The sequence below is a fragment of the Cytophaga hutchinsonii ATCC 33406 genome (assembly GCF_000014145.1).
Lineage (GTDB): Bacteria > Bacteroidota > Bacteroidia > Cytophagales > Cytophagaceae > Cytophaga > Cytophaga hutchinsonii.
Genome location: NC_008255.1, coordinates 19489 through 44746, shown reverse-complemented (window position 1 = coordinate 44746; position 25258 = coordinate 19489). Strand labels below are relative to the sequence as shown.

Annotated in this window: 16 protein-coding genes; all 16 read right to left on the bottom strand. The window is 38.1% G+C overall.

Going from position 1 to position 25258, the window contains the following annotated elements:
* Positions 1 to 73: 73 nt before the first annotated feature.
* Positions 74 to 2374 (bottom strand): hypothetical protein, encoded by a 2301-nt coding sequence (locus tag CHU_RS00170; RefSeq protein WP_011583443.1) that lies wholly within the window; start codon positions 2372 to 2374, stop codon positions 74 to 76.
* A gap of 687 nt (positions 2375 to 3061) precedes the next feature.
* Positions 3062 to 4324 carry a M28 family metallopeptidase gene (locus CHU_RS00165; protein ID WP_238379320.1) on the bottom strand — a complete coding sequence of 421 codons (1263 nt, stop codon included), beginning with the start codon at positions 4322 to 4324 and terminating at the stop codon, positions 3062 to 3064.
* Positions 4321 to 4716: a VanZ family protein gene (locus CHU_RS00160; protein ID WP_238379319.1), complete on the bottom strand. Its 396-nt coding sequence runs from the start codon at positions 4714 to 4716 to the stop codon at positions 4321 to 4323. Before CHU_RS00160 ends, CHU_RS00165 begins: the two co-directional genes overlap by 4 nt.
* Entirely contained in the window at positions 4709 to 5089 is a 381-nt protein-coding gene (gene gcvH, locus CHU_RS00155) for a glycine cleavage system protein GcvH (protein WP_011583440.1), read from the bottom strand. The genes CHU_RS00160 and gcvH overlap by 8 nt, the downstream gene beginning before the upstream one ends.
* A 60-nt stretch (positions 5090 to 5149) precedes the next feature.
* Positions 5150 to 12112, bottom strand: a complete 6963-nt coding sequence (gene sprA / locus CHU_RS00150) for a cell surface protein SprA (protein WP_238379318.1) — start codon at positions 12110 to 12112, stop codon at positions 5150 to 5152.
* Positions 12113 to 12301: 189 nt separating this feature from the next.
* The gene (gene ruvA / locus CHU_RS00145; protein WP_011583438.1) at positions 12302 to 12901 is read right to left on the bottom strand and encodes a Holliday junction branch migration protein RuvA; all 600 of its coding nucleotides are present in this window, start codon (positions 12899 to 12901) and stop codon (positions 12302 to 12304) included.
* A complete protein-coding gene (locus CHU_RS00140) occupies positions 12898 to 15171 on the bottom strand; it encodes an NADP-dependent malic enzyme (protein ID WP_011583437.1) in 2274 nt (757 codons plus the stop codon). Before CHU_RS00140 ends, ruvA begins: the two co-directional genes overlap by 4 nt.
* Positions 15172 to 15222: 51 nt before the next feature.
* Positions 15223 to 16710 (bottom strand): lytic transglycosylase domain-containing protein, encoded by a 1488-nt coding sequence (locus CHU_RS00135; RefSeq protein WP_011583436.1) that lies wholly within the window; start codon positions 16708 to 16710, stop codon positions 15223 to 15225.
* Complete coding sequence (gene gatA / locus CHU_RS00130; RefSeq protein WP_011583435.1) at positions 16700 to 18130, bottom strand: Asp-tRNA(Asn)/Glu-tRNA(Gln) amidotransferase subunit GatA; 1431 nt, start codon at positions 18128 to 18130, stop codon at positions 16700 to 16702. Before gatA ends, CHU_RS00135 begins: the two co-directional genes overlap by 11 nt.
* A 3-nt stretch (positions 18131 to 18133) precedes the next feature.
* Entirely contained in the window at positions 18134 to 18349 is a 216-nt protein-coding gene (gene tatA, locus CHU_RS00125; protein WP_011583434.1) for a twin-arginine translocase TatA/TatE family subunit, read from the bottom strand.
* Between the two features lie 86 nt (positions 18350 to 18435).
* The gene (locus CHU_RS00120) at positions 18436 to 19656 is read right to left on the bottom strand and encodes a murein hydrolase activator EnvC family protein (protein ID WP_041932503.1); all 1221 of its coding nucleotides are present in this window, start codon (positions 19654 to 19656) and stop codon (positions 18436 to 18438) included.
* A complete protein-coding gene (locus tag CHU_RS00115) occupies positions 19646 to 20410 on the bottom strand; it encodes a DUF4292 domain-containing protein (protein ID WP_041932091.1) in 765 nt (254 codons plus the stop codon). The genes CHU_RS00120 and CHU_RS00115 overlap by 11 nt, the downstream gene beginning before the upstream one ends.
* On the bottom strand, positions 20403 to 22166 hold the full coding sequence (locus tag CHU_RS00110; protein ID WP_143144071.1) for a tetratricopeptide repeat protein: 1764 nt from the start codon (positions 22164 to 22166) through the stop codon (positions 20403 to 20405). The genes CHU_RS00115 and CHU_RS00110 overlap by 8 nt, the downstream gene beginning before the upstream one ends.
* 4 nt (positions 22167 to 22170) lie before the next feature.
* On the bottom strand, positions 22171 to 23172 hold the full coding sequence (locus CHU_RS00105) for a sugar phosphate nucleotidyltransferase (RefSeq protein WP_011583430.1): 1002 nt from the start codon (positions 23170 to 23172) through the stop codon (positions 22171 to 22173).
* An 87-nt stretch (positions 23173 to 23259) separates the two neighbouring features.
* Positions 23260 to 23697 (bottom strand): dUTP diphosphatase, encoded by a 438-nt coding sequence (dut, locus tag CHU_RS00100; protein WP_041932090.1) that lies wholly within the window; start codon positions 23695 to 23697, stop codon positions 23260 to 23262.
* A 40-nt stretch (positions 23698 to 23737) separates the two neighbouring features.
* Complete coding sequence (locus CHU_RS00095; RefSeq protein ID WP_011583428.1) at positions 23738 to 25258, bottom strand: lipopolysaccharide biosynthesis protein; 1521 nt, start codon at positions 25256 to 25258, stop codon at positions 23738 to 23740.

Here is a 25258-nt window from a genome sequence, read left to right as displayed (position 1 = left end):
AACCATGTCTTGAATATAAGACATCCGTTGTGACGTATCGAAGTTTCAAAATTGCGTAAATCACTATCTGTTTTTAGGGGATTTGTTTTTTTTGAATTTCAGCTTTAAGTCCTATTATTTCATCTTCTAAAGATTTTTTTGTTTCCTTTTGCAATTCAAGGTCTGCAATATTGAAATCAAATTCACTATATATTTTAGAAGTGATTCCTTTGTTGTAATATTTAAAATATTTTCTCGGGTCAAAACTATCTCCATTTATAGCAAAATATAAATACCCCGCCAATGCAGCTATCATCGAAAAAATATAAGTGTAAGGTTCCATGATTTCCCAAGATAATTTATAAATAAGGAAAATAACAAAAGCAAAAAATAAAACAGGTGATAATACCCAATAGAATCTATGATTTTTCAACTTTTTTTCAATTATAGCAGCTATAGGAGGATGTCTTTTATCATAAGATTCAATATTTCTTTCTGTTATTGAAAGCAATTGTTGTTTATATTCTAATTGTTGTTTAAGTTCTAAAATAGCATGAGTGTTCTTTAATACAATTAATTCTTCTGATTTAACTTTTAGTTCAGTATTCTTAATTTCAATTTCTGTCAAAGCAGTCTCTTTCTCAACTTCTACTTTGTACTTATCTTCTTCAATTCTATCCTTTTCTTTTTGTATTTTTTGAATATCATTTAAAGCTTCTTCTTTCTGCTTTGTGAGAATTTGATTTTCTATTGAAATTTGATTTTCTATTATTTCAAGTTGAACTGAGAAATCGTCATTTGCCTTTTTTAATTTTTCTAAGATCACTTGATCTCTTAAAATTTTCACCTTTGTTTCAAAAGAGGTATCATGATAATTATCGTTTAAAATTTGAAGAGCTTTTGAACGTGTTGATGAATAATCAATTTCAAAAGCACGCAATTCTGGAATAGAAAAAGTATCAATAAAGCGTTTATTTGAAGAGTAATCATTTTCAATAAATGGTCTAATTAATTGTAAAAAGACACTCGGACTAACAACATAATTTATTTCCCAATTTCTTCTATAATGCTTTTTTTCAAATTTTGCGAGTATATAATCTGAGCTTATAAAAAATGCATGACTTTCTAAAAATTTTGTTTTTCTAGGATTAAGCCTACGCACTTCTCTTATTACAACAACATCATGTTTGAATCCAAGATAAGATTTGGGCTTTCTATTAGTTAATGGATCATAAAATATTTGATATTTTTCAATGTCACTTTCAATATCTACATATTCCTCATCACTTGTAAAAGCTTGTGGTGTATATTCTATTAAGCCTAGGTCTTTAAGAATAATGTCAACATGATCATATTTGTCCAAAAATACAGAGGTATCAATTTCATTATCTATATTTTGTTTGTGAAATAGTTCTTCTAATGGACTTAATCCATCAACAGTTATTGCAACTCTACTAGTTTCTCTAGTCCATTTTGATGCCCTAATGTGTAGAGCTCTTGCATCAAAAGCTCTTTTAAATTCGGCTAAGGTTTCGGGGTGGTAAGCGAGTCTAAAAGGTAACCTATTTTTTTTAACCTCCTCTAGAATTTCTCTAGCTGAAGCATCTTCACTATTTTTATGCAAATCTAAAATTCCGAAAATAAAATTTGTGTCTAGAAATAGTTGTAGATTATTATATCGCTCATTTAAAAAATTTACAGTTTCTGCATCCGATGTTAAAGCAAAGCTTGTGAAGGTCGAATCAGCTAGTTGGGAAATAAAATTTGTTCGAGTTTCGTCTGCGTTTGTTATGAATTGATTAATTGAAGCAATTAAAATTTCTTTTGATAATGAATCATTGTTTTCTTTTATAATATTTTCAATTATATCTGTCAAACTTTTCTGATCGTCTTCTTCAATTTTCGCATTGGGATTTAGTAAATGTAGTGTTTGTATACCATGCTGTTCAAAAACATTACATAAATATGATTCTAAACATTCCCAAAGAGTATTTAATGTTTCATCTGAGATATCAGGATTGAAAGCTTTCAATTCATTATACCACCCAATTTTTACTCTATTCTCTAATTGAGATGCAACTTCAAGTCGTTGTTTTAATTTATTTGAAATAACTGGCGTGACATGTAGTTGTTTTGATAATGGATCTTTTGTTATTTCACCTAATGAAAGTAGTTTATCGATATTTGATAAAATTATTGGAAGCCTTATAGACATTCCATAAATGTCATTAATTCTAGCCGCTACTTGTGCTTCATTTTTTGGATTTTCCTCTACCTTTTGATTTAAAGCAAGAGTGATTAAATTTTGAACAATTTGATCAAATTTTTGATCATGAGATAATGCTTTAATGTGACTTAACTTTGAAAATGCTTTTTTGTAATCTATTTGTGTCATAATTTTAAAATAAAGTCAAAATATTGCTGTGTCTAAATAATGCCTTCTCCAGAAAATTTTAATGTTTACTATGTTTCCGCAATGACCTTAAAACACGAGTCATGATCTGCTGCTGGATAAAGAATTTTATTCCATTAACTATAACTGGTTAACATGTTATTAATATACTGTGCTTAAATAATCGAATGCAAAAAATATGGGGGTTTTAACACATTCAAAAATTAGCTGATTTTCAAATATCTATCCTTTTCCAAGAAAAACAAATCAAAAACAGCTTTACTTTTACTAACAATTGAATTAAAATGAGGTTGTATTACCTTTTTTGCATTTTTAGGTAATATAAATTAAACTATTCCAATAGACATTTTTATCAAAATGATTTATACAGTAAAAATTTATAGAATTGTAAAATTCTATAAATAGATTATTGATAATCTACTGACAACCAATACAATTTCTCTAAATCTTTAATGAATTGGTTCGATATTTCGATAAGAGGGGGAGCAAAAAGGTTACTAAGCAATTAGTAACCTTTTTTATTTATTGAAAATTGAACCGTGGCTGAAATATTCCATTGGGATTTTTATCGCCGGAATATCACATCATATATAGTGTATTGTATTGTCGTTGCCTGTTTCTAAATACAAAAATTTTTAATATTATTTTTATACAGTCAAATCTAACGTGTCATTTTTCACCGTTGAACAAAACAATCAGCTGAAACACTTCCCTATACTTCGTCAGCGGCAATGTCTTTGCAACATCCTGTACATCATGGTAAGCTGCGACTCCGCCCAAGGTGTAAATAAAAAAACACGGAACACCTTTTTTATAAAATGGATAGTGATCGGAATTAGCTGCCTCGCCACGCATCTTAATAGCAGGCAACAGCTTTTTCTCTTCATTGATGGCTATAAGTCTGTTGTAAGCGGGTTTAAATACACTTCCGTTTACAACCATAATGCCATCATCCCCTGTTCCCAACAGATCCAGATTAATCAGGAAATGAATGCCGGCTAATGGAACCAATGGATGCGCTACAAAATACGACGAGCCAAGTAAACCGGACTCTTCACCGGCAAAAGCAATAAACAGCATGGAATATTCCGGCGGGTTTTCCATGTAATAATGCGCAAACTCCAGCAACATACTTACACCACTTGCATTATCATTGGCACCAGGAAAATAAGCCTTCCTGCCAAGCGTTCCCAGGTGATCATAATGTGCTGTAAGTACAATAAAGGAATCCTTTTTAGAGCGCCCTTCTATCATGCCGATAACATTATTTGCCTGATGCTTTTTGATCAGTTCATTTTCAATTTCAAATGAAATGGTTTTTATATCGGGAGAAAACGACGTTGTTAAAACTTCAAACACGGGTGTTCCAAACGATTGATCTGCCAATGCCATGGTCAGTTTCTTATCCTGCAATTCAATGATGGCTGCTGCTGAATACAGCTGCTTTAATAAATCGGGGGTTGAAGCGGTAAACTCTTTAAAATATTTTTTCGGATATACCACTACCAATGCAGTCACATCCAGCTGAAGAAATTCTTTTAATTTACCATCATCTGTAAAAATCAATGTGTCGACCAGATACACATCGCATGTACCTTTGCCTGGACCGCTCGTTGATTTGACAATATAATCTATCCCCGGTTTAAAAACACCCAGGTTCGATTTCAATTTCATTTTGCCCGGAAACGTATTTATTGCATAGGTGAATGGCTGCAAGAAGTTCGTGTCGACTGGTTTTAAACCTGTTTCTTTATATTGTTTTTCCAGGTATGCAGCGGCTAATCCATCGCCATTGCTGGCAGCACCGCGTCCATGATATGTTTTTGACGTTAATGTTGTGATTGTTTTTTGCACACGCTTAAGATCCTGACTCCATGAAATCAGAAATACGCATTGAAACACCATATATGCAGCCAGTGTCCGTATGTTCATACTTGTTTTTTCCGATGAGTAAAATAAAAAATCAACTGCGCCAGAATGATTCCTGTAGTATTTGCAATCACATCGTTTATGTCTGCACCTCTGTCAGGAATAAGCTGCTGCATTAATTCTATAGCAATTCCGAAAACGATTGTTACGCTTGCAACGAGTATATATATACGAAAACTGTTTTCTGGAGTCAAGCGTCCGGATAAATACAACGCTCTTAAAACAAGCCAGGCAAATACGCCAAAAATAATAACGTGAATCAGTTTATCAAACCGAAACAGTGAGCTGGAAGGAAGCGACCTTCCGGGTGTTAAGGTCGCGATTAAAATAAAAATTCCCCAGACTACAGCAGGGCCGTATATTCTGAGGAATCGTATGTGATTTGTGTTAAGCACCAACCAGTGTTGTATAGGCGGCTGCATCTAATAAAGCATCCAGGTCTGAAGCATTCGCTAACGTAACCTTCACGATCCAGCCTTTACCATATGGATCTGAATTAACTAATTCAGGCGCAGATTCCAATTCAGCATTGAATTCTAATACTTCCCCGCTAACCGGCATAAATAAATCTGAAACTGTTTTTACTGCTTCAATTGTTCCGAAGATTGCTTCTTTATCAATCGTTTGTCCAACAGATGTTACATCCAGGTAAACAATATCACCTAATTCTTTTTGCGCAAAATCAGTAATGCCAACATAAGCTGTCTGGCCTTCTACACGAACCCATTCGTGATCTTTGCTGTATTTTAATTCAGAAGGAAAGTTCATAGTTCAAATATTTAATAACCAAAAATACATTCTTTTTAAAGAGAAACAAAACCGTCTCATTTAAGATAATGTAAATCTGAGTTGAATACCAATAGCTGTTGTAGCGCGTCTGTATGAAGATGAAATTTTAGGACTGTTAATGGTCCGTTCAAAATAAAACATCATGGTAACCCGCTGCGAAATATTATAGCTAATGGTTGGCTTGAATTGTATATTGGTATTACCTGCCGTAACGGTAGTATTTTCTTCGAATTTACGTTGATAAGTTATCATATCATTGAGCGTAAAGTTTACCTGAATATTTAATTCATTTTTCAGATTTAGTTTTTGTCCCCCGGTTAAAAATCCTGGAATAGGTACATTTGAACGCGCAAATCCAATCCCTATCTGCCACGAATTATTCAGACTTTCTGTTAACTGCGCGTTGGTAAGCGACATATTTAACGTGCGGGTACGGCTGTAAGATAATTTATACGTAATCTTATTTTTTGTACGGGCATTAAACCCTATAAATGGTGCAAATGCTTCATTCACAGAAATACCGTTGATAACATAAATCGGAACAAGCTGCCCGCTTGAATTTATCGAATCCGGAATGCGTGTAGGACTGTAAAAATCACTTCCGGGATTTATGTAGTTGTAATTATAAACGTTCTGAGAAGTATAACTTCCAACTAAATACTGGCTTGAATATTTATGCGAAAAGGTTATTGACTGGAACTTCTTTTTAAACATTTTAGCTTTTGCCAATCCTGAATAATCAATTTGCCAGCCGGGTAATGGAATTTTCGGGAACCCATTCAGGTCGCTTTTGTTCGGATCCTGTCCCATGTAAGCGGCCAGAAAAGCGGGAATCAAAACAGACTGAGAATTTTGTTCATAATCGCCCGGTTGTCCATCCAGTCGGTCAATCATTATTTGACGGTACGATTTGAATTTTTCAAAATTTGCTGAAGAGTTCGGGTCGAGTGAACCACTCACATGTTTATCAAAGGATGTTAAAATTGTAATTGTTGAAATTGAATAATTACCACTCAGCGATGGGTTTTCAGAAATGTACCTTTGCAGTGTGTCATTATATCTATACCGTTCTGCATACAGCCTCGAATAGGAGTATTTGGATTCGAATGCTATTTTCAGATCTCTCGTAATCTCTGCGTTTATTTTTACGGTAATGTTTTGTGTTTGCTGCTGCGTGAATAAACTATTCAAACTTCTTGATTTCGAAATCCATCCGTTACTTGCGGCTGTTTCTCTGAATGATGCATCCTGAGAACCCAATACAAACGGAAGCATTTCTCCTCCCTGCGGTACATCAGCTACACCAAAGTAATGCGGTGTTGGCAAGAAGCCGCCAATGTTTGTGGTCTGTTGATTGGAATACGTTATGTTGGCATTTTTAATTGCCATCAATGTCTGGAAAGCAGCCTTCAGCAATGCACGGTTTGGCGGTGGCGGTATGGTATCTTTGGGGTCAGGTTTTTTCGGCGCCGGTTTAGGTTTTTTCATTTCTGTTAAAAACTTTGACTTGCTGTAAAGTTTGTCCAGATCAATTTTGCCATTGATCTGATTGTCACTTTTATTCTGCATTACATTTGCTCCAAGTGAATCCCTTAGGGCAAGTGAACCCGCTTCCCAGTTGTAGCCTGCTTTGTAGGTATAATCCATGGTTGTCCAGTTAAGCGCCTTAATCTTATCTAACGGCAGCTTATATTGAAGGCCCATGGTTTGGTCGTATCTTTTCAAACGCCCAAACTTCATTAAATTTGCTGCAATTGTATCTTTGTATGCCTGATCACCCGGTTCCCTGTTGGGTTCATCAATCAATGCGTATGCATTCGCGTTATAGGTACCGGTTATTGATTTGGTAAAGTTCCACATCATTGTATAATTTCTCGTGAACGTGAAATATTTTTCATACAATGCTTTTTGTGCAGGAGTTGTCGGCCCGGATTCGTAATACTGCGATTTGGTAATTTTTCGATCTAACGCCCCTCTGAATGTAAATTGACTTGGCAGCAGTGTAAAATTGAAATCCTTTATTAGTGGTGTCAGAATACCTTTTGTGGCAGTCATTGATTTAAAAGGCGTATAACTTTTAGAGTTATTTGTGTAGGAATAACCTAATGAACCTGTATAGTTAGTAGATCTGTATTCTTTAATATCAAAGCTGGTTCGCTTCAATTCAGAGAAGCCCAAACTCAGTGTTAAATTTTCAACATCGTATACATGTTTTTTAGCCGCCGGGTTTACTTTTACCTTCTGTATGTTTTGAAAGTTTATGGCCTTATTGGTTGTTTCATCAATAATTAATTTTTTATATGCCTTGGGATCGGCCTGTCCATTGACCGATTGCTGGAGATCCACATCCGGATTGAGCGGATCATATACGGGTGTAATAGTCTTTCGGTTATAGCCTACATACATAGGCAGTTTTATTCCTGTTTTGCCCGGAATAAATTTTTCCATATTCAGAGACGTATTCAATCCATACTCAAGTGTGTTTGCACGTTCCCGTTCAGATGTTTTTTGATCAAGCGAACCAAAACCGGCAGATGTATACCGGATAGAAGAATTAAACATACCCAGATCGGCCAGCTTCATATTCAGCTTGGCAGCATACGCATACGAGCTGTGGCTGACAAAGCCGGAAGTGCGCAGTTCATCTGCCCAGATACAAAACGACATTGGGCTCGTGTAGCCGCCACGCGGATTCCTAACCCCAATCATGATGGTTACAACAGCAGACAAATCCGGATTGCCAACGATTGAAAGTATCTGTCCATTTGCCATCGTTTGTGTAAACGATTGCTGCATGGAAGCGCCTGCACTATTACGCGCAACTTTTGTTGCAACCAGATCACTTATATTAACATTGATTTCATTTTCACTTCTCCATACCTCATTGGGGTCTCTGGTACCAATCGGATCCGTGAAGCGCAGCGGCACCTGAATTTCGTAATAGTTATTCGTATAATCTGTACCTAATCTCAAAATCGCATATGCGTTTCCGTTATAAGCTGCAATATCTTTCGTGGTTTCTGCATGCACAAACATGTTAAGCTGTTTGTAATTCATCAGGTTTACGTTGACATTTTTATACGCAGACTTTGTATACCCATCTGCTAAATCATCGATACACAAGCGGAGCGATTGCTCATTGTTTCTTCGTGTGGTGACTGAAGTAGCATCGTAATCCCTGTTAAAGCCCGGCGGTAAAACGTAGGGGGTTGTATTGTCGGTTGGGTCACTATTCTCTTCAATATTTACAACAGACAGATCTAATACAGACAAGTCTGGTTTGCCTCCGACAGCGGCGCCAGTTTCTTTATCTTCCAACTGGTACGTTCTCCATTGATTGGCTGCCAGCTGAAACTGTGCCATACGAAGCACTACCGGAGATTTGAAATCTGTAACATAGGTACGCATCCATTTAATGGATTTATAGCCCTGAATATCTCCTACAATAGAGTCCGGTGTGCGGATCGGAATTCTGAACTGATACCAGGTTACGGTTTCCTTTGCTCCTCCTACGTATTCAACCGTGTAATTTCTGGAGCTTACAATATAATTTTCACCTACTTTAAATTTATCTTTTGCAATACTTACTTTATACTCATAATACTCTTCAAGGGTGTTGAGCGTATTGTCGGCATTTAAATCTTCATTGTCGGGATAGGTAGTATTAGCAGGGGTTATAGCAGCACCGCTGTTTACCGGTGAGTTGTTTTGTGTACGGTTATAATTTTTATACCTGCCTAATATTGACACCTCACTGGCATCCAGGTCGCCTCCTAAATAATAGCCGAAGTTATCTGCACTTACATCACTCGTTAAGTTCGCATACGCTTGCGGAGTTAATGCCGATAAATTATTAACATCATTCAAATAGCCGCTGAAAAAATTTACTTCCTGTGCATCATTCAACCCATCCAGACCGATATCCTGTTTTTCTCTTGAACCGCTTGAGTTATCAAACGCATTTGTAATAAACTGCTGGTTACTCACAAGCCCCCACAGTGTTGTATCTGTATTTGATGCTATTAGTGCATCATTTGTTGGCAAACCGTTTTCAAATGATTGCAGGTTATCTTTAAGCACATCTTCTGATATACTTCCTAAATTGAAATAAAGCGTACCTGTATTTGTCTCATCCATCGGAACCCCGTCAATAAGGTTACGGCCGTTTGATTCCATGTATGGACTCAGCAACCAGAACTCGATGTACTGAATGTTTGCATTATCAAAATCTACATCATTTTTAAGATCCTTGGTCATACCCGCCCAGTTCTTGGTAGAGTCTACCAACCGCCCGTCTGTTGTTAATACCGGGTTGTAGTTATAAGAACCTCTTTCTCTCGGATAGTATGCCAGGTCCAGCGTTGGAATATTGGTAACAGCAACATTGAGATCCTGGTTCGGAAACAGTTCCTGTATGGTAATGTTTCGTTCAAAGTGATTGGTTATGTTCTCATAGCTGAGATATCCGGGAAGCCCATTATTAGAACGGTAGAAAATATTGTCAATGTTGTACCAGGCAAGCTTCGCTCTTTTATAAGAGTATGCCAGCGTATTGCTTCTCGCACTGTCTATACGCTGTGGTGTTGATGCTATACGCCACGTCATGGGAGAACGTGTTAAATCGTACGGTGTTTTAGCTCCTTCAAAATCATCTATAAATGCAATACCGCCTTCGCCGCCGCCATTCTTATCAATGATTTTATTGTAGCCCGGTATGAACTGTGCAAACTCTCCCTGAAAATTAATATTTGATGGAGCTTTAGTAGCTACAACAGGTAATAAATCTACTGCACGTGTAAGCATTCTGGAATCCTGCTTGATGTTTGCATCTACGCCCCAGATTGTATTGGATGCGGGTTCGTCTCCAATATTCACACGCGTAATGTTAGGTGCTTCATTAGAATGCAGGAACGTACCGCCTATTAAAATATTTTCATTGACTTTATAATCCAGCCGTGTTCCCATAAAGGATTTCCTTCTGAAATTAAACAGATCCTGCTTTTCAAAACGTATCCGTATTTCCTGCCCGGAAGCCAGTACGCCGTCATTTAAAATTTTAATTCTTCCTAAGTTATAATCTACTGTATAATCAACGCCTTCAACCAATGTTGTACTACCTGCAATTACAACAACCGATCCCTGAGAAACGTTAATCCCCGGCAATATGATTTCACTTGCCGTACCAGCTGTATACCTTCCTTTGAAAAAGTATTTGTCTTTGCTTGCAATTTGCTGGGCATCTGAAAATGTGGAGTCATACAACTCCGAAAATACATACTTCGATTTCAGCGCCTGCTCGGTTGGCAGAAAATACTTTTCAAGATTAGAACCAAAAGGTTCGAGTACCGGGAATATGATCCGGCCATTTTTTGAATCGATCGTTAATCCTTCTACATAGTCAAAGTTACCATCAGGCGCCTGATCATTGTTCGGGTTTAATAAATCCATTCCACTCAGCTGAAGTAAGGGAACACCTTTGGTATTGGTCCCTTCCTGAAGGTTTGGAATATCTGCACCCGTTGCATCATCTTTATAAATGATTCTGAACTGAAAATTATCCCGTTGTATTTGAGTTACTCCAATCTGATAAATATTTTTCATCATCAGATCCCACGTAGGCAGTCGAGTTTTAACCAATGGCGGTTTAATCATTTTGGCAAATACCAATTGATTTTCCGGAAGGTTGGCATATTCATCTGAAAGTTCTCCGACGGTATATTCCTTTCCGTCATACGTATATTGATAGGCAACCAATAATGCAACATCTTCTGTTAACCTTGATTGCAGAGTGATATAGCCTAAGTCCGGATGAAAGGTAAATTCGGTTGGGGCAAGCTTACGTGCACTTTTCAGATAGGTATAATCGGTACCATCCTGAAATGTACATCCGCAGGCTGCATTAAGGGTGGCTACATCTGCAGAGAGTGTTTCAATGGATCTGAATCCGTTAATGGCCGGATATAAATTATTAATTTCATTAAAAGGAGCATCGGTAGGAACGTTTTTAGTCAGGTTTTTACGATAAAGCGAATCGTTCTCTCCCAAATCCAGATAACCTACTACATTCCGTAAATTAGCTGTTGTATTGTTTCTGTTTGTAACGTATACTTCAACCCGTTTTATCTGTACGTTTGATAATATTGTCGGACTTGATTTAAGGGATCTTTCATAATTTTCTCTAAAAAACTGTCCAAGGAAAAAGTGTCTGTAGGGCTCGTATGCATCACCTTTAATTTCAAAGGTGCGCCCCTGGCCGCCGCCGCCTATTTTGATTTCATCTAATTTACCATCCTGTCTTGCTGCTACTGCTGTTACAGACAATCTGCCGAATTGCAATTTGGTTTTTAAACCGAACAAATTCTGAGGGCCTGTCATTAAAGAGGAATTCAGAGGCATATTGATCCGGCCAACTTCGATTGCCTGAATAATATCTTCTTCAAATGCCGTGTATTGAATCTTAACACTGTTTTGAAATTCAAAAGCGGCCTTGGTATCCCAGTTCACGGTCAGTTTCAGCTTCTCACCAATTTTACCGATCACATTCATACTGATCTGCTGATCAAAATCAAACAAACCATTCCGTTGCTGTTTAATCGGCAAAGCCGGGTTATTCACCCGCTGCCAACGGCCTGCAAAGTCAAGTGTCACCAAACCACTCGGACGGATGTCTACATAGTTACTGCCAAAAGGACCTTCAAGTCCTTTTATGTGTTTTGTAAAGCCAAATGGCTGCCCCGGTTTTTGCGGAGGGGTTGCCATCGGATCATTGGGATCTGTTTTACCTTTACTCTGCCAGTAATCCCGCAGCAACTGTTTGTTTTTGTATTTGTAATATTCTTCAAAAGTCAGGTATGTTTGCGTACGGTATTCCATATCACCGATTTTTTCACGCACAATATAATTGCCTGTTGCCGTATCTATTTCTACTTCTTCCGTGATGTTATCCGGATTTTGAAGTTCAAGCGGAGATTTATTTGTAGGATTATTGTATTGATCTCCCACACGGTCCTCACTCTGATACGTAGGCCTTCTTGTTTTTATTCTCTTCGTACTATCGTCAGGGGTAAATATTTTTTTGAATGAATAATACGAGCCATCTCGGGTGCTGGAAAATGCAGCCCAAAAGACAAAAAATAGGGAAACTCCGAATAACGGTAGTATGAATTTTTTCCTTGAGTTCACAGAGGGGTATTAAGACATTTTTAAAGCTTGCTTGATCAAATCTTCAAGCGTAAATGAATTTGAGTTGCCTTTTAAAATAAGATCCAGGTTCTTTTCAGCCACAGTTTTTGTAAATCCTAGCGTAATCAATGCTGTTAACGCCTCAGAACGGATACTATTGTGCGATACTGAAAAATTCTGTTTTGAATCTGAACCGGCTAAAAGGGCATCCTTTTTCATCTTATCCTTCAGTTCCAGAATTACACGCTGTGCTGTTTTTAAACCGATACCTTTAACAGATTGAATCGTTTTCACATCTTCCCGCGCAATTGCTTCTTTTAATTCTATGGGGTTCATGGAAGACAATACAACCAGTGCTGTTCCGGGACCAATGCCGCTAATGGATGTAAGATGTAAGAACATCTCCTTTTCCATTAAATCTGCAAAACCGAATAGTGTATGCGCATCTTCTTTGATATGTAAAAAGGTGTGTATTTTTACACGTTCTAAATCCTTCAGCTGGGAAAAAGTATGTAATGAAACCCGTATGTGATATCCGATTCCCTGAACATCTACGACTACAAACGTAGGGTCTTTGTGTGCTAATTTTCCTTCTATGTAGGCAATCATAAATTAATTTTACTGTTTTGTGATTGCGCATCTACAACAGCAATAGCTACCATGTTTACAATCTCTCTGACCGATGAACCTAATTGCAATATATGTACAGGCTTGGCCATGCCCATCAATAACGGACCAATGGCTTCCATTCCGCCAATTTCCTGCAATAATTTATACGCAATATTTCCGGATGTTAATGCAGGAAATATAAATGTGTTTGCACCGTCTTTTGCCAATGCACTAAACGGATACATTTCTTCCTGCAACGCTGTATCAACTGCGACGTTTGCCTGGATGTCACCGTCTATGATCAGGTCCGGATATTTTTCTTTTGCCAGCCGTGTTGCCAATGCAACTTTGGTTGGTACAGCCCCTTCATTGGATCCAAAATTGGAATACGACAGCATGGCAATTCTTGGCTCAAAATTAAAGAATTTTACACCTCTGGCTGTTACACCAATAATATCTACAAGCTCTTCGGCGGTTGGGTCCATGTTAACCGTGGTATCGGAGAAAAAATAAACCCCTTTTCTGTTGCTCAGAATATACATTCCGGCAACCCGCTTAATGCCTTCTTCTACACCGATTACCTGGAGTGCCGGTTTTATGGTTTCGCCATACTCCTGCGTCAATCCTGAAATAAACGCATCTGCTTCACCGGTCTCAACCATCATCGCGCCGTAGTAATTACGGTTACGCATTAATTTTCTGCCAATTTCAGCCGTTATACCTTTACGCTTTCTTTTATTGTGTAGCAGGTTTCCGTAAAGGGAACGTTTTTCTTTTTCTTCAAAAGGATCAACGATTAAAAAGTCTTTAATTACAAGTGCATTTTCAATCAGCAATTCTTTTATCTTTTCTGCATTGCCTAATAAAATAGGAAATGCGATACCTTCATCGGAAATAATTTGCGCTGCTTTTAAGATTTTCAGATTATCCGCTTCTGCAAACACAACCCGTTTAGGTTCCTGTTTTGCTTGTGTGATAATGCGTGACATCAGGCGCTGGTCAATACCTATCCGTTGTAATAATTCAACTTCATATGCCCCCCAGTCTTCAATATCCTTTTTTGCAACTCCGCTTTCCATGGCAGCTCTGGCTACAGCCGGAGATATTGTGGTTATTAACCTCGGATCTAATGGCTTTGGAATTAAATAATTTTTCCCAAACGTAATCTTATTGTCTCCATAAGATTTGTTTACCGTATCCGGAACAACTTCCTTTGCAAGTTTTGCGATAGCATATACGGCTGCCAGTTTCATTGCTTCGTTTATTTCCGTTGCACGTACATCCAGCGCTCCTCTGAAAATATACGGGAACCCAAGTACGTTATTTACCTGGTTCGGATAATCCGATCTGCCTGTCGCCATGATCACGTCAGGCCTTGTATTCAGTGCTAAATGATAATCTATTTCAGGGGTAGGATTAGCCAATGCAAAAACAATCGGATCCTTTGCCATGGTTGCTAACACTTCCGGCTTTAATATGTTGCCGGCAGACAGTCCAATAAATACATCCGCTCCGGGCATGGCATCTGCAAGCGTATACAAATCACGGCCGGTAGCAAATTCAAGCTGTGACACATCCAGATCTGTGCGATCTTTCCGCAACACACCATTAATGTCGCACATTACAATATTCTCTGAACGCACACCAAGATGTTTATACAAACGCGTGCAGGAAATAGCTGCAGCCCCTGCACCGCTTACAACAACGTTAACGTCTTCTGCCTTTTTACCTACTACTTCAAGTGCATTTAATAAAGCGGCTGAAGAAATAATAGCTGTGCCATGCTGATCATCGTGCATTACCGGAATGTTCATGCGCTTCCGCAGTTCCTGTTCAATAATAAAACACTCAGGAGCTTTTATGTCTTCCAGATTTACTCCGCCAAACGTGGGCTCCAGCGATTCAACAATTTTAATGAACTGTTCCGGATCTTCGCAATTTACTTCCAGATCAAAAACATCTATACCGGCAAATTTCTTAAACAATACGCCTTTACCTTCCATTACAGGCTTAGAAGCATCCGGGCCGATGTTGCCCAAGCCCAGTACAGCTGTACCATTTGATATTACTGCAACCAGATTACCCTTGGCTGTATATTTGTATGCATCTTCTTTATTTGCAGCAATCTCTTTACAGGGTTCTGCTACGCCGGGAGAATATGCCAGAGCTAAATCAAGTTGTGTGCTTAATGCCTTTGTGGGCACAACTTCTATTTTACCAGGTTTACCCTGTGTATGATAGTTTAAAGCGTCTTCCTTACTTATTGACATAATACTTGATTATTTATAGCGTGTAAAAAAAGAAGCGTATAAAAGTATATTTTAATTTAAAATTAGTTTCTGCCCAACTTTAATACTATTGGACGTCAATCCATTCAGCTTTTTAATTTTCTCAACGGTGAGTCCCGGGAATTTTTGAGAGATGGTCCAAAGCGAATCTCCATTCTTTACATAATATACACTTGGCGCAGACTTGGGTACCGTTGATGCAGCCGGTGATTTTACCGTATCTGAAGTTGATATTCTGGACGCTGTTGCCGAAACTTTTTTATAGATAATCAATCGCTGCCCCACGCGAATGGTGCTTGATGATAATTTATTCCAGCGTTTTATATCGGTTACCGTAACATGATATTTACTGGCAATCGTACCTAATGCATCTCCATTCTTAACGGTATAATAAACCTTTTGTGTAGAAGCCGGCGCGCCGGACGAAGATGAGCTGCTGCTAGTGACGGCACGTACAGGAGAGCTGCTTACATTTTCACGTGGTACTTCCTTGCTGCACGCATCCAGAATATCAATTCTGTTTAAATAAAACTGAGCCATTTTATCTACCGGCACACGGATCTTATATGGATATGCGCCTGACAAAACGCCTTTTTTAAGTGCAGGATTCAGTTTACGCATATCGTCTGTACAAATATTCAATACATCACTAAACGTGAACATATCAAAATATTGATTCACAAATATGGTATCAAAAGCAATCGGGTATTCAATTGAATCAGCAACAATGCCGTGGTCTCCCATGTGATTCATAATGTATGTTAACGCAACAAACTGCGGCACATAACTTCTGGTTTCTTTAGGCAGGTAATCATAGATCTGCCAGAAGGTTTCCTTATAACCGGATTTACGAATGGCACGTCGCACATTACCCGGTCCGCAATTGTAAGACGCCAGCGCAAGTTCCCAATCTTTAAATGTATTATACAGAACTGTCAGATAACGGCATGCAGCTACAGTAGCTTTTTCCGGATCAAGACGTTCGTCCAGCAAGTCATCCTGTTTCAGTCCAAATTCTTTTCCTGTAAAGGTCATGAATTGCCAAAGGCCAGCTGCACCCGCAGGTGAAACCGCTTTCGCATTCAATCCGGATTCAACAATTGCCAGATACTTTATTTCTTCCGGCACACCCTGAGATTTTAAGATCTCTTCAAACATAGGGAAATAGATGCGTTTTCTGCGCTCCATGATCATAGCGTAACGTGCATTACGAACAGAAAAATAATCGATGAACCCTTTTATTTTTGCATTGTAAACAAGAGGAACTTTGTTTTGCAGCACTTTTAAACGTTGCTCGATCACCTGGTCAACAGAAGATTGTGCAGCCTGTTTAGGGACTGTTTCATCTATAATCTCTGCTTCAATAATGGTAGAATCGCCTGATGTAACAATTGAAGTAGTGTCTGCAAACACTTTATTATTTATAGAATCTGTTTGAGCACACACAGGACTGGCTCCCATGAAAAGAATGGAGAATAATACTGCTAAACCTGTATATGCTGAAGTGATTCTAATTTTCATTCTGTTTTAATAAGTAGTTTGAGAAGGCCAATAATTTTGCTTCTTCAAATTCACGTCCCATCAGTTGTATACCAATTGCTAAACCGGCTGCGTCTTTTCCATTCGGTATGGAAATGGCCGGAATACCTGCAAGGTTTGCATGCACCGTAAAGATGTCTGCCAGGTACATGGCTAATGGATCACTTTGATGATCTCCGATTTTGAATGCCGTTGTTGTTGTTGTTGGCAACAACATGAAATCGTATTCGGATAAGATCTTCTCGGTATATTCTCTTATTAAACGACGAACCTTCTGCGCTTTAGTATAGTAGGCATCATAAAAACCTGCGCTCAATACAAACGTACCAAGCATAATCCGTTTTTTTACTTCTTTACCAAAACCTTCTGAACGGGTCTTCTTGTACATCGACTCCAGATCAGTTCCGTTTTCACTTCTATATCCATACTTCACGCCATCAAACCGGGAAAGATTTGAACTGGCTTCTGCAGTTGTTAAAATATAATACGTCGGAAGAATGTAGTCTAATAACGGAAACTCAACTGCTTCAACGGTGTGGCCGTCTTTTTTAAGCTGGTCTATTTTCTTTTGTGTGGCTTCGCGGATTTCTTTTGCTACACCTTCTGATTCTACTGCTTCTTTCAGGTAGCAGATTTTTGCTTTTCCTGAGAAGCCCAATTCCGTTGAATATGAAGGAACTGGTTTTGAAGAAACCGTGCTGTCAAAATCATCCTGTCCTGCAATCACTTCAAGCATCAATGCGGTATCTTCAATGCTTCTTGCCATGATTCCGATAGAATCAAACGAAGAAGCATACGCGATCAATCCGTATCTTGAAATTCTGGAGTATGAAGGTTTGAACCCAATGATGTCGCAGAATGCGGCCGGTTGTCTTACAGAACCGCCCGTATCTGAACCAAGTGAAATCAAACAGGTATCCGCCTGTACGCCAACTGCTGAACCGCCGGAAGAACCGCCCGGTACACGCGTATTGTCCGCGTCATTTTTCACCGGACCAAAAGCAGAGTTTTCATTGGAGGAACCCATTGCGAATTCATCACAGCTTTGGCGGCCGATAATAATAGCATCTTCCTGAATCACACGTTCAACAGCTGTGCCGTTGAATTGAGAAACAAAACCTTTTAATATATTACTTGAAGCCTGCAATCCGTGATTTTTATGACAAAGCACGTCTTTCAAGCCTACAACCATACCGGCTAATTTACCAGCTGTTCCGGCTTTGATCTTTGCATCTACAATATCTGCAGTAGCAAGCGCTTCCTGTGCGTATACTTCAACGTATGCGTTCAGATGGGCTTTGGCTTCAATATTTTTTAAGTAGTATTCAGTAAGGGAACGGCATGTAATTTTGCCTTCGGAAAGATCTTTCCGAACCTCTTGAAGTGAATTATAACGTTTCAATTCTTATGCGTTTTTTGTGTCGTCTTTAAGACCGTCTTCAATTTCCTTTTTCACTTCTTTACTTGCATCCTTAAATTCACGGATACCACGACCTAAGCCACGAGCCAAATCAGGAATTTTTTTAGCCCCAAAAAGAAAGACAACAAGCAATAAGATTAATATAATCTCCGGCATGCCTATTCCTTGCAGAAATAGCATTTTACAAATAGTTAACATCATGATTGTTAGAGTAATTTCGTATACTCCACAAAGATAGGAAAATTTAACAGGAAAGGGAAAAGATACGGCGCAATTAGCGACAGGAATTATCGCTTTCTGAGCCAGATTTCAGGATTTAATTTGGTTTCGTTTTTCCAGATCTGAAACTGTAGCTCACTTTCACCATCTTTACCGGTATAAACAGAGCCAATCACTTGTTTTACTGTGATTTCTTCACCTGTTGAAACACTGACATCTCTTAATTTGGCATATACCGTAAAATATTCCCCATGCTGCACCATAACAATTTTGTGCATGCCCGGTACTTCTGCCACAGTAATGACCTTCCCTCCAAAAACAGCTTTAACCTGCTCATTTTGAACCGTTAAAATATCTACGCCTAAATTATCTACGAAAACGCCTTTGAGTACCGGGTGTGCCTGACGGCCAAAATGATTGGAAACTCTTCCATTCTGAACCGGCCAGGGTAATTGCCCCATATTGCCTTCAAAATTGCTTGATAGCTTTACATTTTTTTCGATCGTTGCCTTATTAGCCGTTGAACTGGAACTTTTGGCTTTATCCAATGCTTTTTTTCGTTCGGCAGCAATTAAATCGGTGATTAGCTTTTGAAGTTTATCAACTGATTTTTGAGATTCATCCAGATCTTTTTTCAGTTCTTTTTCTTTTGATGACAATTGACGCAGAACTGTACTCTGTTGATTTTTTGTATTCGTTAAATTTTTTGTTTCAATCGTTTTGGCTTGCAATAAACCGGTTTTTTCTTCCTGCTTGCCCGCCAACATACGCTCATACGTTTTTAACGCTTTAGCTACACTTTCGATTTCTTCTAATTGATACGTACGTGCATGTGCATACTGCTTGAAATAGCTGTTGCGGCGAAGCATCTGTGCAATGTTATCGGCTGATAAAATATGAATGAGTTTGTCGTAGCCGTTCAGGTGCTTGTAACCAAGGTATATTAACTGTGCATACTCTTCTTTCAATCCTTTTATATCTTCTTCCAGCGCACGGATAATCATCTCCTGTTCCTTTATTTCCCGCTCCAGCAAACTCACTTCCGTAGACATTGAATTTATGACTACTTCGCGCTCTTCAATTTCCTGATTCAACAAGGTAAGCTGGCTTAACGTAGCATTTTTTTGCTGCTTCGTTTCTTCCAGTACTTTTGTTGTTTCTTTTATTTTCTTCAGATTCCGCTCGCGCTCTTTTTCAAGCTCCTTACGGCTTTTCTTTTGAGCAAGCGTAGACGTGATTACAATAAAAAGTAACCCAACTACGGCAATATATTTAAGCTTATTTTTCATTGAATTTTTTTGGAACATTAAATGGAAAATTTAATGGCTTGGTTGGAAATTCAATTTTAGAATGTGTTAACACAATCTTCCTTTCAATGGGTTTATTATTACTGGCAAAAGAAATATCCATAGAGCATACAGCGGGAACCAGTATTGAGTCGGCATACACGAAATTACTGTATGCAACGACTGTTTTAGAATGCGCAACCGAATCAACAATCGTTGTCCTTTCTACTTTCATATTATCTATCCGAATAACACTCTCGATAAGCAGATTTTCTTTTTTCTGATTCAGAACAAAATGTGTTTCATTTTTATTTACTTCATCTGCAGGTTCATATGGAAAAACCAAATCACCTAACACCAAATTCTGAATATTGCTGTATGATAAGTTTGACTGAATCAGATTCTGCAAATAGGTAACATCGTAACTATACGAATCATTTTTTAATTTATCTAAAACAAAAACCGAATCCGGTCTTAATAACCCACGAACACCTTCAACACCTGCTTTGCCAATAGATAGCCATATAACACTATCTTTTCTTACGCGCAAAGACAACGCAAATTGATCGCTGCTGTTTCCGTCAACATATTCAAGTTTTGTTTTTGTTGAAAGGTATATAAAGTCCGTGCTTACCGGATGGAAATCAACAACTGCCTTTTTAACCTCAGTTGCCGGTTGCTGACTTACAACAGCTGTTTTTTTACAAGAAATAAATGAGAAAGAACTTATTAAAACCAGTGCAATTATTTTATTCATACAACTTGCCGTCGGCAATTTTTTTATCAATCAATGCAGATGCATCACCCGCAGCTTTCGCTTTTTTCCAATTTTCCAATGCGCCTTTTTTATCTCCCAATTGAAACAATACATCACCATAATGTTCCAGAATTGTTCCGTTTGTAGAGCCTGCCGCAACTGCTTTTTCTAACTGCACTTTTGCGCCCTGATAATCTTTCATCTGATACAACACCCAGGCATATGTATCAATAAAGTTTGCTTCCGTTGGATTTCGGTTCACAACTTTTTCTGACATGCTTTTAGCCAGTTCTAATTTTTCTTTCCTCAGAGAAAGATAGTAGCTATAGTTGTTTAACGCATGATCGTTATTTTTATCGTACTTCAATACTTCATCGTAAGCAGCGTCAGACTTAACATATTCCTTCGTTTCATTGTACGCATCTGCAAGCAATAAAAGCGATTGCATTTTCAGTGCCTGATTTGTTCCGGATAAATTTCTGGTCTCTTCTAACGCTTCAATCGATTGGGGATATCTTTTCAGATTAAAGAAAGCAAGTCCTCTGAAATACCATAAGTTTGACTGATTAGGAAAGAAGTCTATTGCTGTTGCACTATGCGCAACAAGTGTATCGTATTCCTTAAACTCAAAATCCAATGTCAGTATCTGCAGCCAGAGATTATAATTATTGCCGTCAAGCTGTGCAGACTTTGAATAATATTTTCGCGCTTCTTCTTTTTTATTGTTGACGAATAAAGCATCTCCCTGACTTGTTAAGGCAACATTGTCTGAAGGGTTTGTTGTAACGTAAATGGTAGTAAGTTCCAGCAATTGCGCCTTTGCAGCATCTGTTGTTGCATTGGTTAATGCTTCCTGAACAATTTGCTTTTTTGTTTCGCCGGCAACATTCGGGCGAGCCAGTAAATATTTATATTCTACAAACGCCTTGTCCATTTCGTTTTTAGATTTATAAATATCGGCCAGTAACACGTGCGCCTGCACCTGATCTTTGTCTTGTTTTAAAACCTTATCAATAATCGCCAGTGCATTCGGCACCTGATCGATATAATAATAAAATTCAGCCTGGTCAACCTGGTATTGCAGATTTGACGGATCGGAATCAATAAGCACCTGACCTTCTTTTATTGCCAGGTCAACTTTACCCTGTTTTACATAAAGCTGTTGTTTCTGTCTGGTCAACTCAAAGCTTCTGCCAAAAATAGATTCTACTTTGCTATATGTTTTAATTGCTTCATCATACTGTTTAAGCTGAATCTGATTTGCGCCTATCTGGTAGTAGTATGGTTCGTTATTCGGGAAATCCGTGGTTAATTTTTTATAGACTTTATTGGCTTCTTCAAAATTTGATTGAACTTCATAAACCTTTGCAAGCTGAATAAGATATTCCTGATTTTTAGAATCAGCCTTTACTGCCGTCTGCGCATTTAACAATGCACGTGCATTGTTTGATAAACTGTAATTAACTTTTGAAAGCTGGTAATTTAAGCCACCATTCGTCTGATCCAACGAATACGCTTTGTCAAAAAATGACAAGGCAACTTTTGTTTGCCCGATCAAATAATAACGCATTCCTTCGATAAAATATGCTTCGAAATAAATACGATCCTGCTCAGAAAGAACCTTCGGACTATAAGTAGTCTTGTCTGCCTTTACTTTTTTTGCCTTAGGGCTTTTTTGCGCCAATGCCGGTACTGAAAGCACCGGCATGAGAATTGCAAAAAGAATTGTTTTTAAAATGTGTCTGTTTAAACTCATTGAGTTATGCGATAACATTGAAGTCGCCTACACTTAAGTCTAATGCTTTACCTTTGTATTGAGCTGAATTTCCAAACATAGAGTTTGAAATCGTTGCATTGGTAATTACTGCATTCTCCTGTACGATTGAGCGGTTTATAACTGTATTTGTAATTTTTGTTCCATTACCAATGGATGCATACGGACCAACGATTGAATTTGTCAATTCAACATTTTCACCTACATAAGAAGGCTGAATAATAACTGAATTAACAAGCTTAACTGTCGGCGCTACTAAGTTTTGATCTTTGATATATTCTAAATATCTGGAATTCGTATCTACTGTAGAATCTTTGTTACCACAATCCAGCCAATCTGTTACTTTACCAGGAAGAAATTTAATCCCTTTGTTTTTCATATTTTCTAATGCAGAAGTCAATTGGTATTCACCTTTATCCTTAATATCATTATCAATTACATATTGCAATTCCTTTTTCAGGTTTTCACCATCCTGGAAATAATAGATGCCAATGATTGCTAAATCAGAAACAAAATGTTCTGGCTTCTCAACGAAATCGGTGATTTCATTTTTATCGTTTAACTTAACAACACCAAATGGTTTTGGATCTTCTACTTTCTGCACCCAAATGATTCCTTCGTTGGACGTATCAAGTGTAAAATCTGCTTTAAACAATGTATCTGCAAATGCTACTACTACTTTACCTCCTAACGATTCTTTTGCACAATAAATTGCATGCGCCGTACCTAATGCTTCACGTTGGTAATAGATGGAACCTTTAGCACCAACAGATTCAGCAATTTTTATTAAACGCTTTTCTGTTTCTTTACCAAAATCACCAATGATGAAAGCAACCTCTTCAATTTTCTCACCACAAACTTTCGCGATATCTTCTACCAATCTGTGTACAATTGCTTTACCTGCAATCGGCACTAAAGGTTTAGGAACTGTAAGTGTGTGTGGGCGCATTCTTTTACCCATGCCCGCCATTGGAATAATAATTTTCATGCTGTAATTATTTTAATCGTTAAAAAGCTAATTTTTATGTTCGTTAAGAAAATACGTCCGAATTATATTTTAGTTACCCTCTTTGAATTATTTCCCTGTGCTGCCAAACCCCGCAGCAGCACGTAAAGAATCCGACAGCTCTTCAACTTCTACAAAATGAGCGTGTTCTACTTTAGCGATAACTATTTGGGCAATCCGCTCACCCGATTGAATGGTGAAGGCTTCATTTGAAAGGTTTACCAGCAGTACTTTAATTTCTCCGCGATAGTCTGCATCAATTGTTCCAGGGCTGTTCAATACAGTGATGCCATGCTTAAAAGCTAACCCGCTTCTGGGTCTTATCTGCGCTTCTGTATGTTCCGGCAATTCAATGAACAAGCCTGTAGGAACTAACTGACGCTGCAAAGGCTGTAATACAATTGCTTCGGTAATATATGCACTCAGATCCATACCAGCAGCTTGTGCTGTTTGATAAGCAGGCAAGGCATTATTGGATTTATTTACTATTTTAACGGATGTTGTCATATTCGCTTTATTGAGGCATCTTTTCAAATTTACAAAAAAATTATGACGCTTTTGAACGATTTGTGCGTTTTTCTATGAGGAAGATTACTCCCAGCCAAATCAGTATAATGAGATTGTTAATCAACAAATTAATCATACTTTCTGCTACCTGAACATAACGTAACAGACAAATTAATGCTGCTGCTGAAATGATCCATATTACTATTTTTACTGTTTGATATGGAATTGGATAATATTTATTTCCCAGCACATAACTGCAGATTGCCATAGACGCATAACAAAACAACGTAACATAAGCGGCGCCCATATAACCCAGCACGGGTATTAAAACGATGTTCCCTGCGATGGTAACAGTTGCGCCAAACAAGCTTATGTAAATACCCCAGTACGTTTTATCTGTAAGCTTAAACCAGATCGCCAGGTTGTAGTATACACCTAAAAACAAATTTGCAAGCAGCAGAACAGGCACAATACCCAGGCCTTCCCAATATCTTTCATTGAGAAAGTGTTTTATCCACTCCAGATTGAGCGAAACAACGATGAGGATCAGCAGACACACCAATACAAACCACTTCATAATATCTGCAAAGAGTTGCGGAGAGTTTTTATCGGAAGCCCTGCTAAAAAAGAATGGCTCTGCTGCATATCGAAACGCCTGAATAGCAAGTGTCATAAACATCGATAGCTTGTAACACGCTCCATATACGCCAAGGGCATGTAGTTTGCTGCTGCCCGGATAGAAATCATCAGGCAATAATTCCCGCAGAATCAGCCTGTCAAGCATTTCATTGATCATACCTGCCATACCCATTACCATCAGCGGCAGCGCATACACCAGCATGGGCTTGTACAGATATTTATCCCATACAAATTTAAAACCTGTAAACGCCTTCAGTAAAAATGGCAGCTGTAACAAATTGGCGATCAGGTTTGACAGGAAAATATAAGAAACTAAATCGTCCGGGTCATACCAGTTTAAGATAAATTCTTTTGTTGATTGTGAAACTGAATCTGAAACGAGCAACAACGGAATTCCCCATAATAGAATAACATTCAGCAATACCGTAACGCCAATGTTCATAAGCTTTACAGAAGCGAACCAGAATGCTTTATTTTTCATTCTCAAGCGTGCAAATGCAATAGACAATGCCGCATCCGTAAACAGGATCAATACAACATAATAAATATATGCAGAGAAATCAGCGGCTGTTTTTTGTGCATTCCCACTACTTAAATGTGCGGCTATCGCAGGTGTTGCTAAAAAAATAATTGCAGAAATGATAAAACTTCCGAAAAGAACCTGTGTATTTACATGATTGAAAATATGCGGTTCATCAGCGCCTTCTTTATTTGCGAAACGAAAGTATGTGGTTTCCATGCCCAACAAATACAGAATATTAAAGAATGCAGCATATGCATACAATTCAGTAACAATACCATATTCAGCAGGCAGCAATAATGCGGTGTAGACAGGAACCAATAAAAAATTGATGGCTCTGCCGATCATACTGCTGAGACCATACAACGCCGTTTGTCCAGCTAATTTTTTGAGCAAAGACAT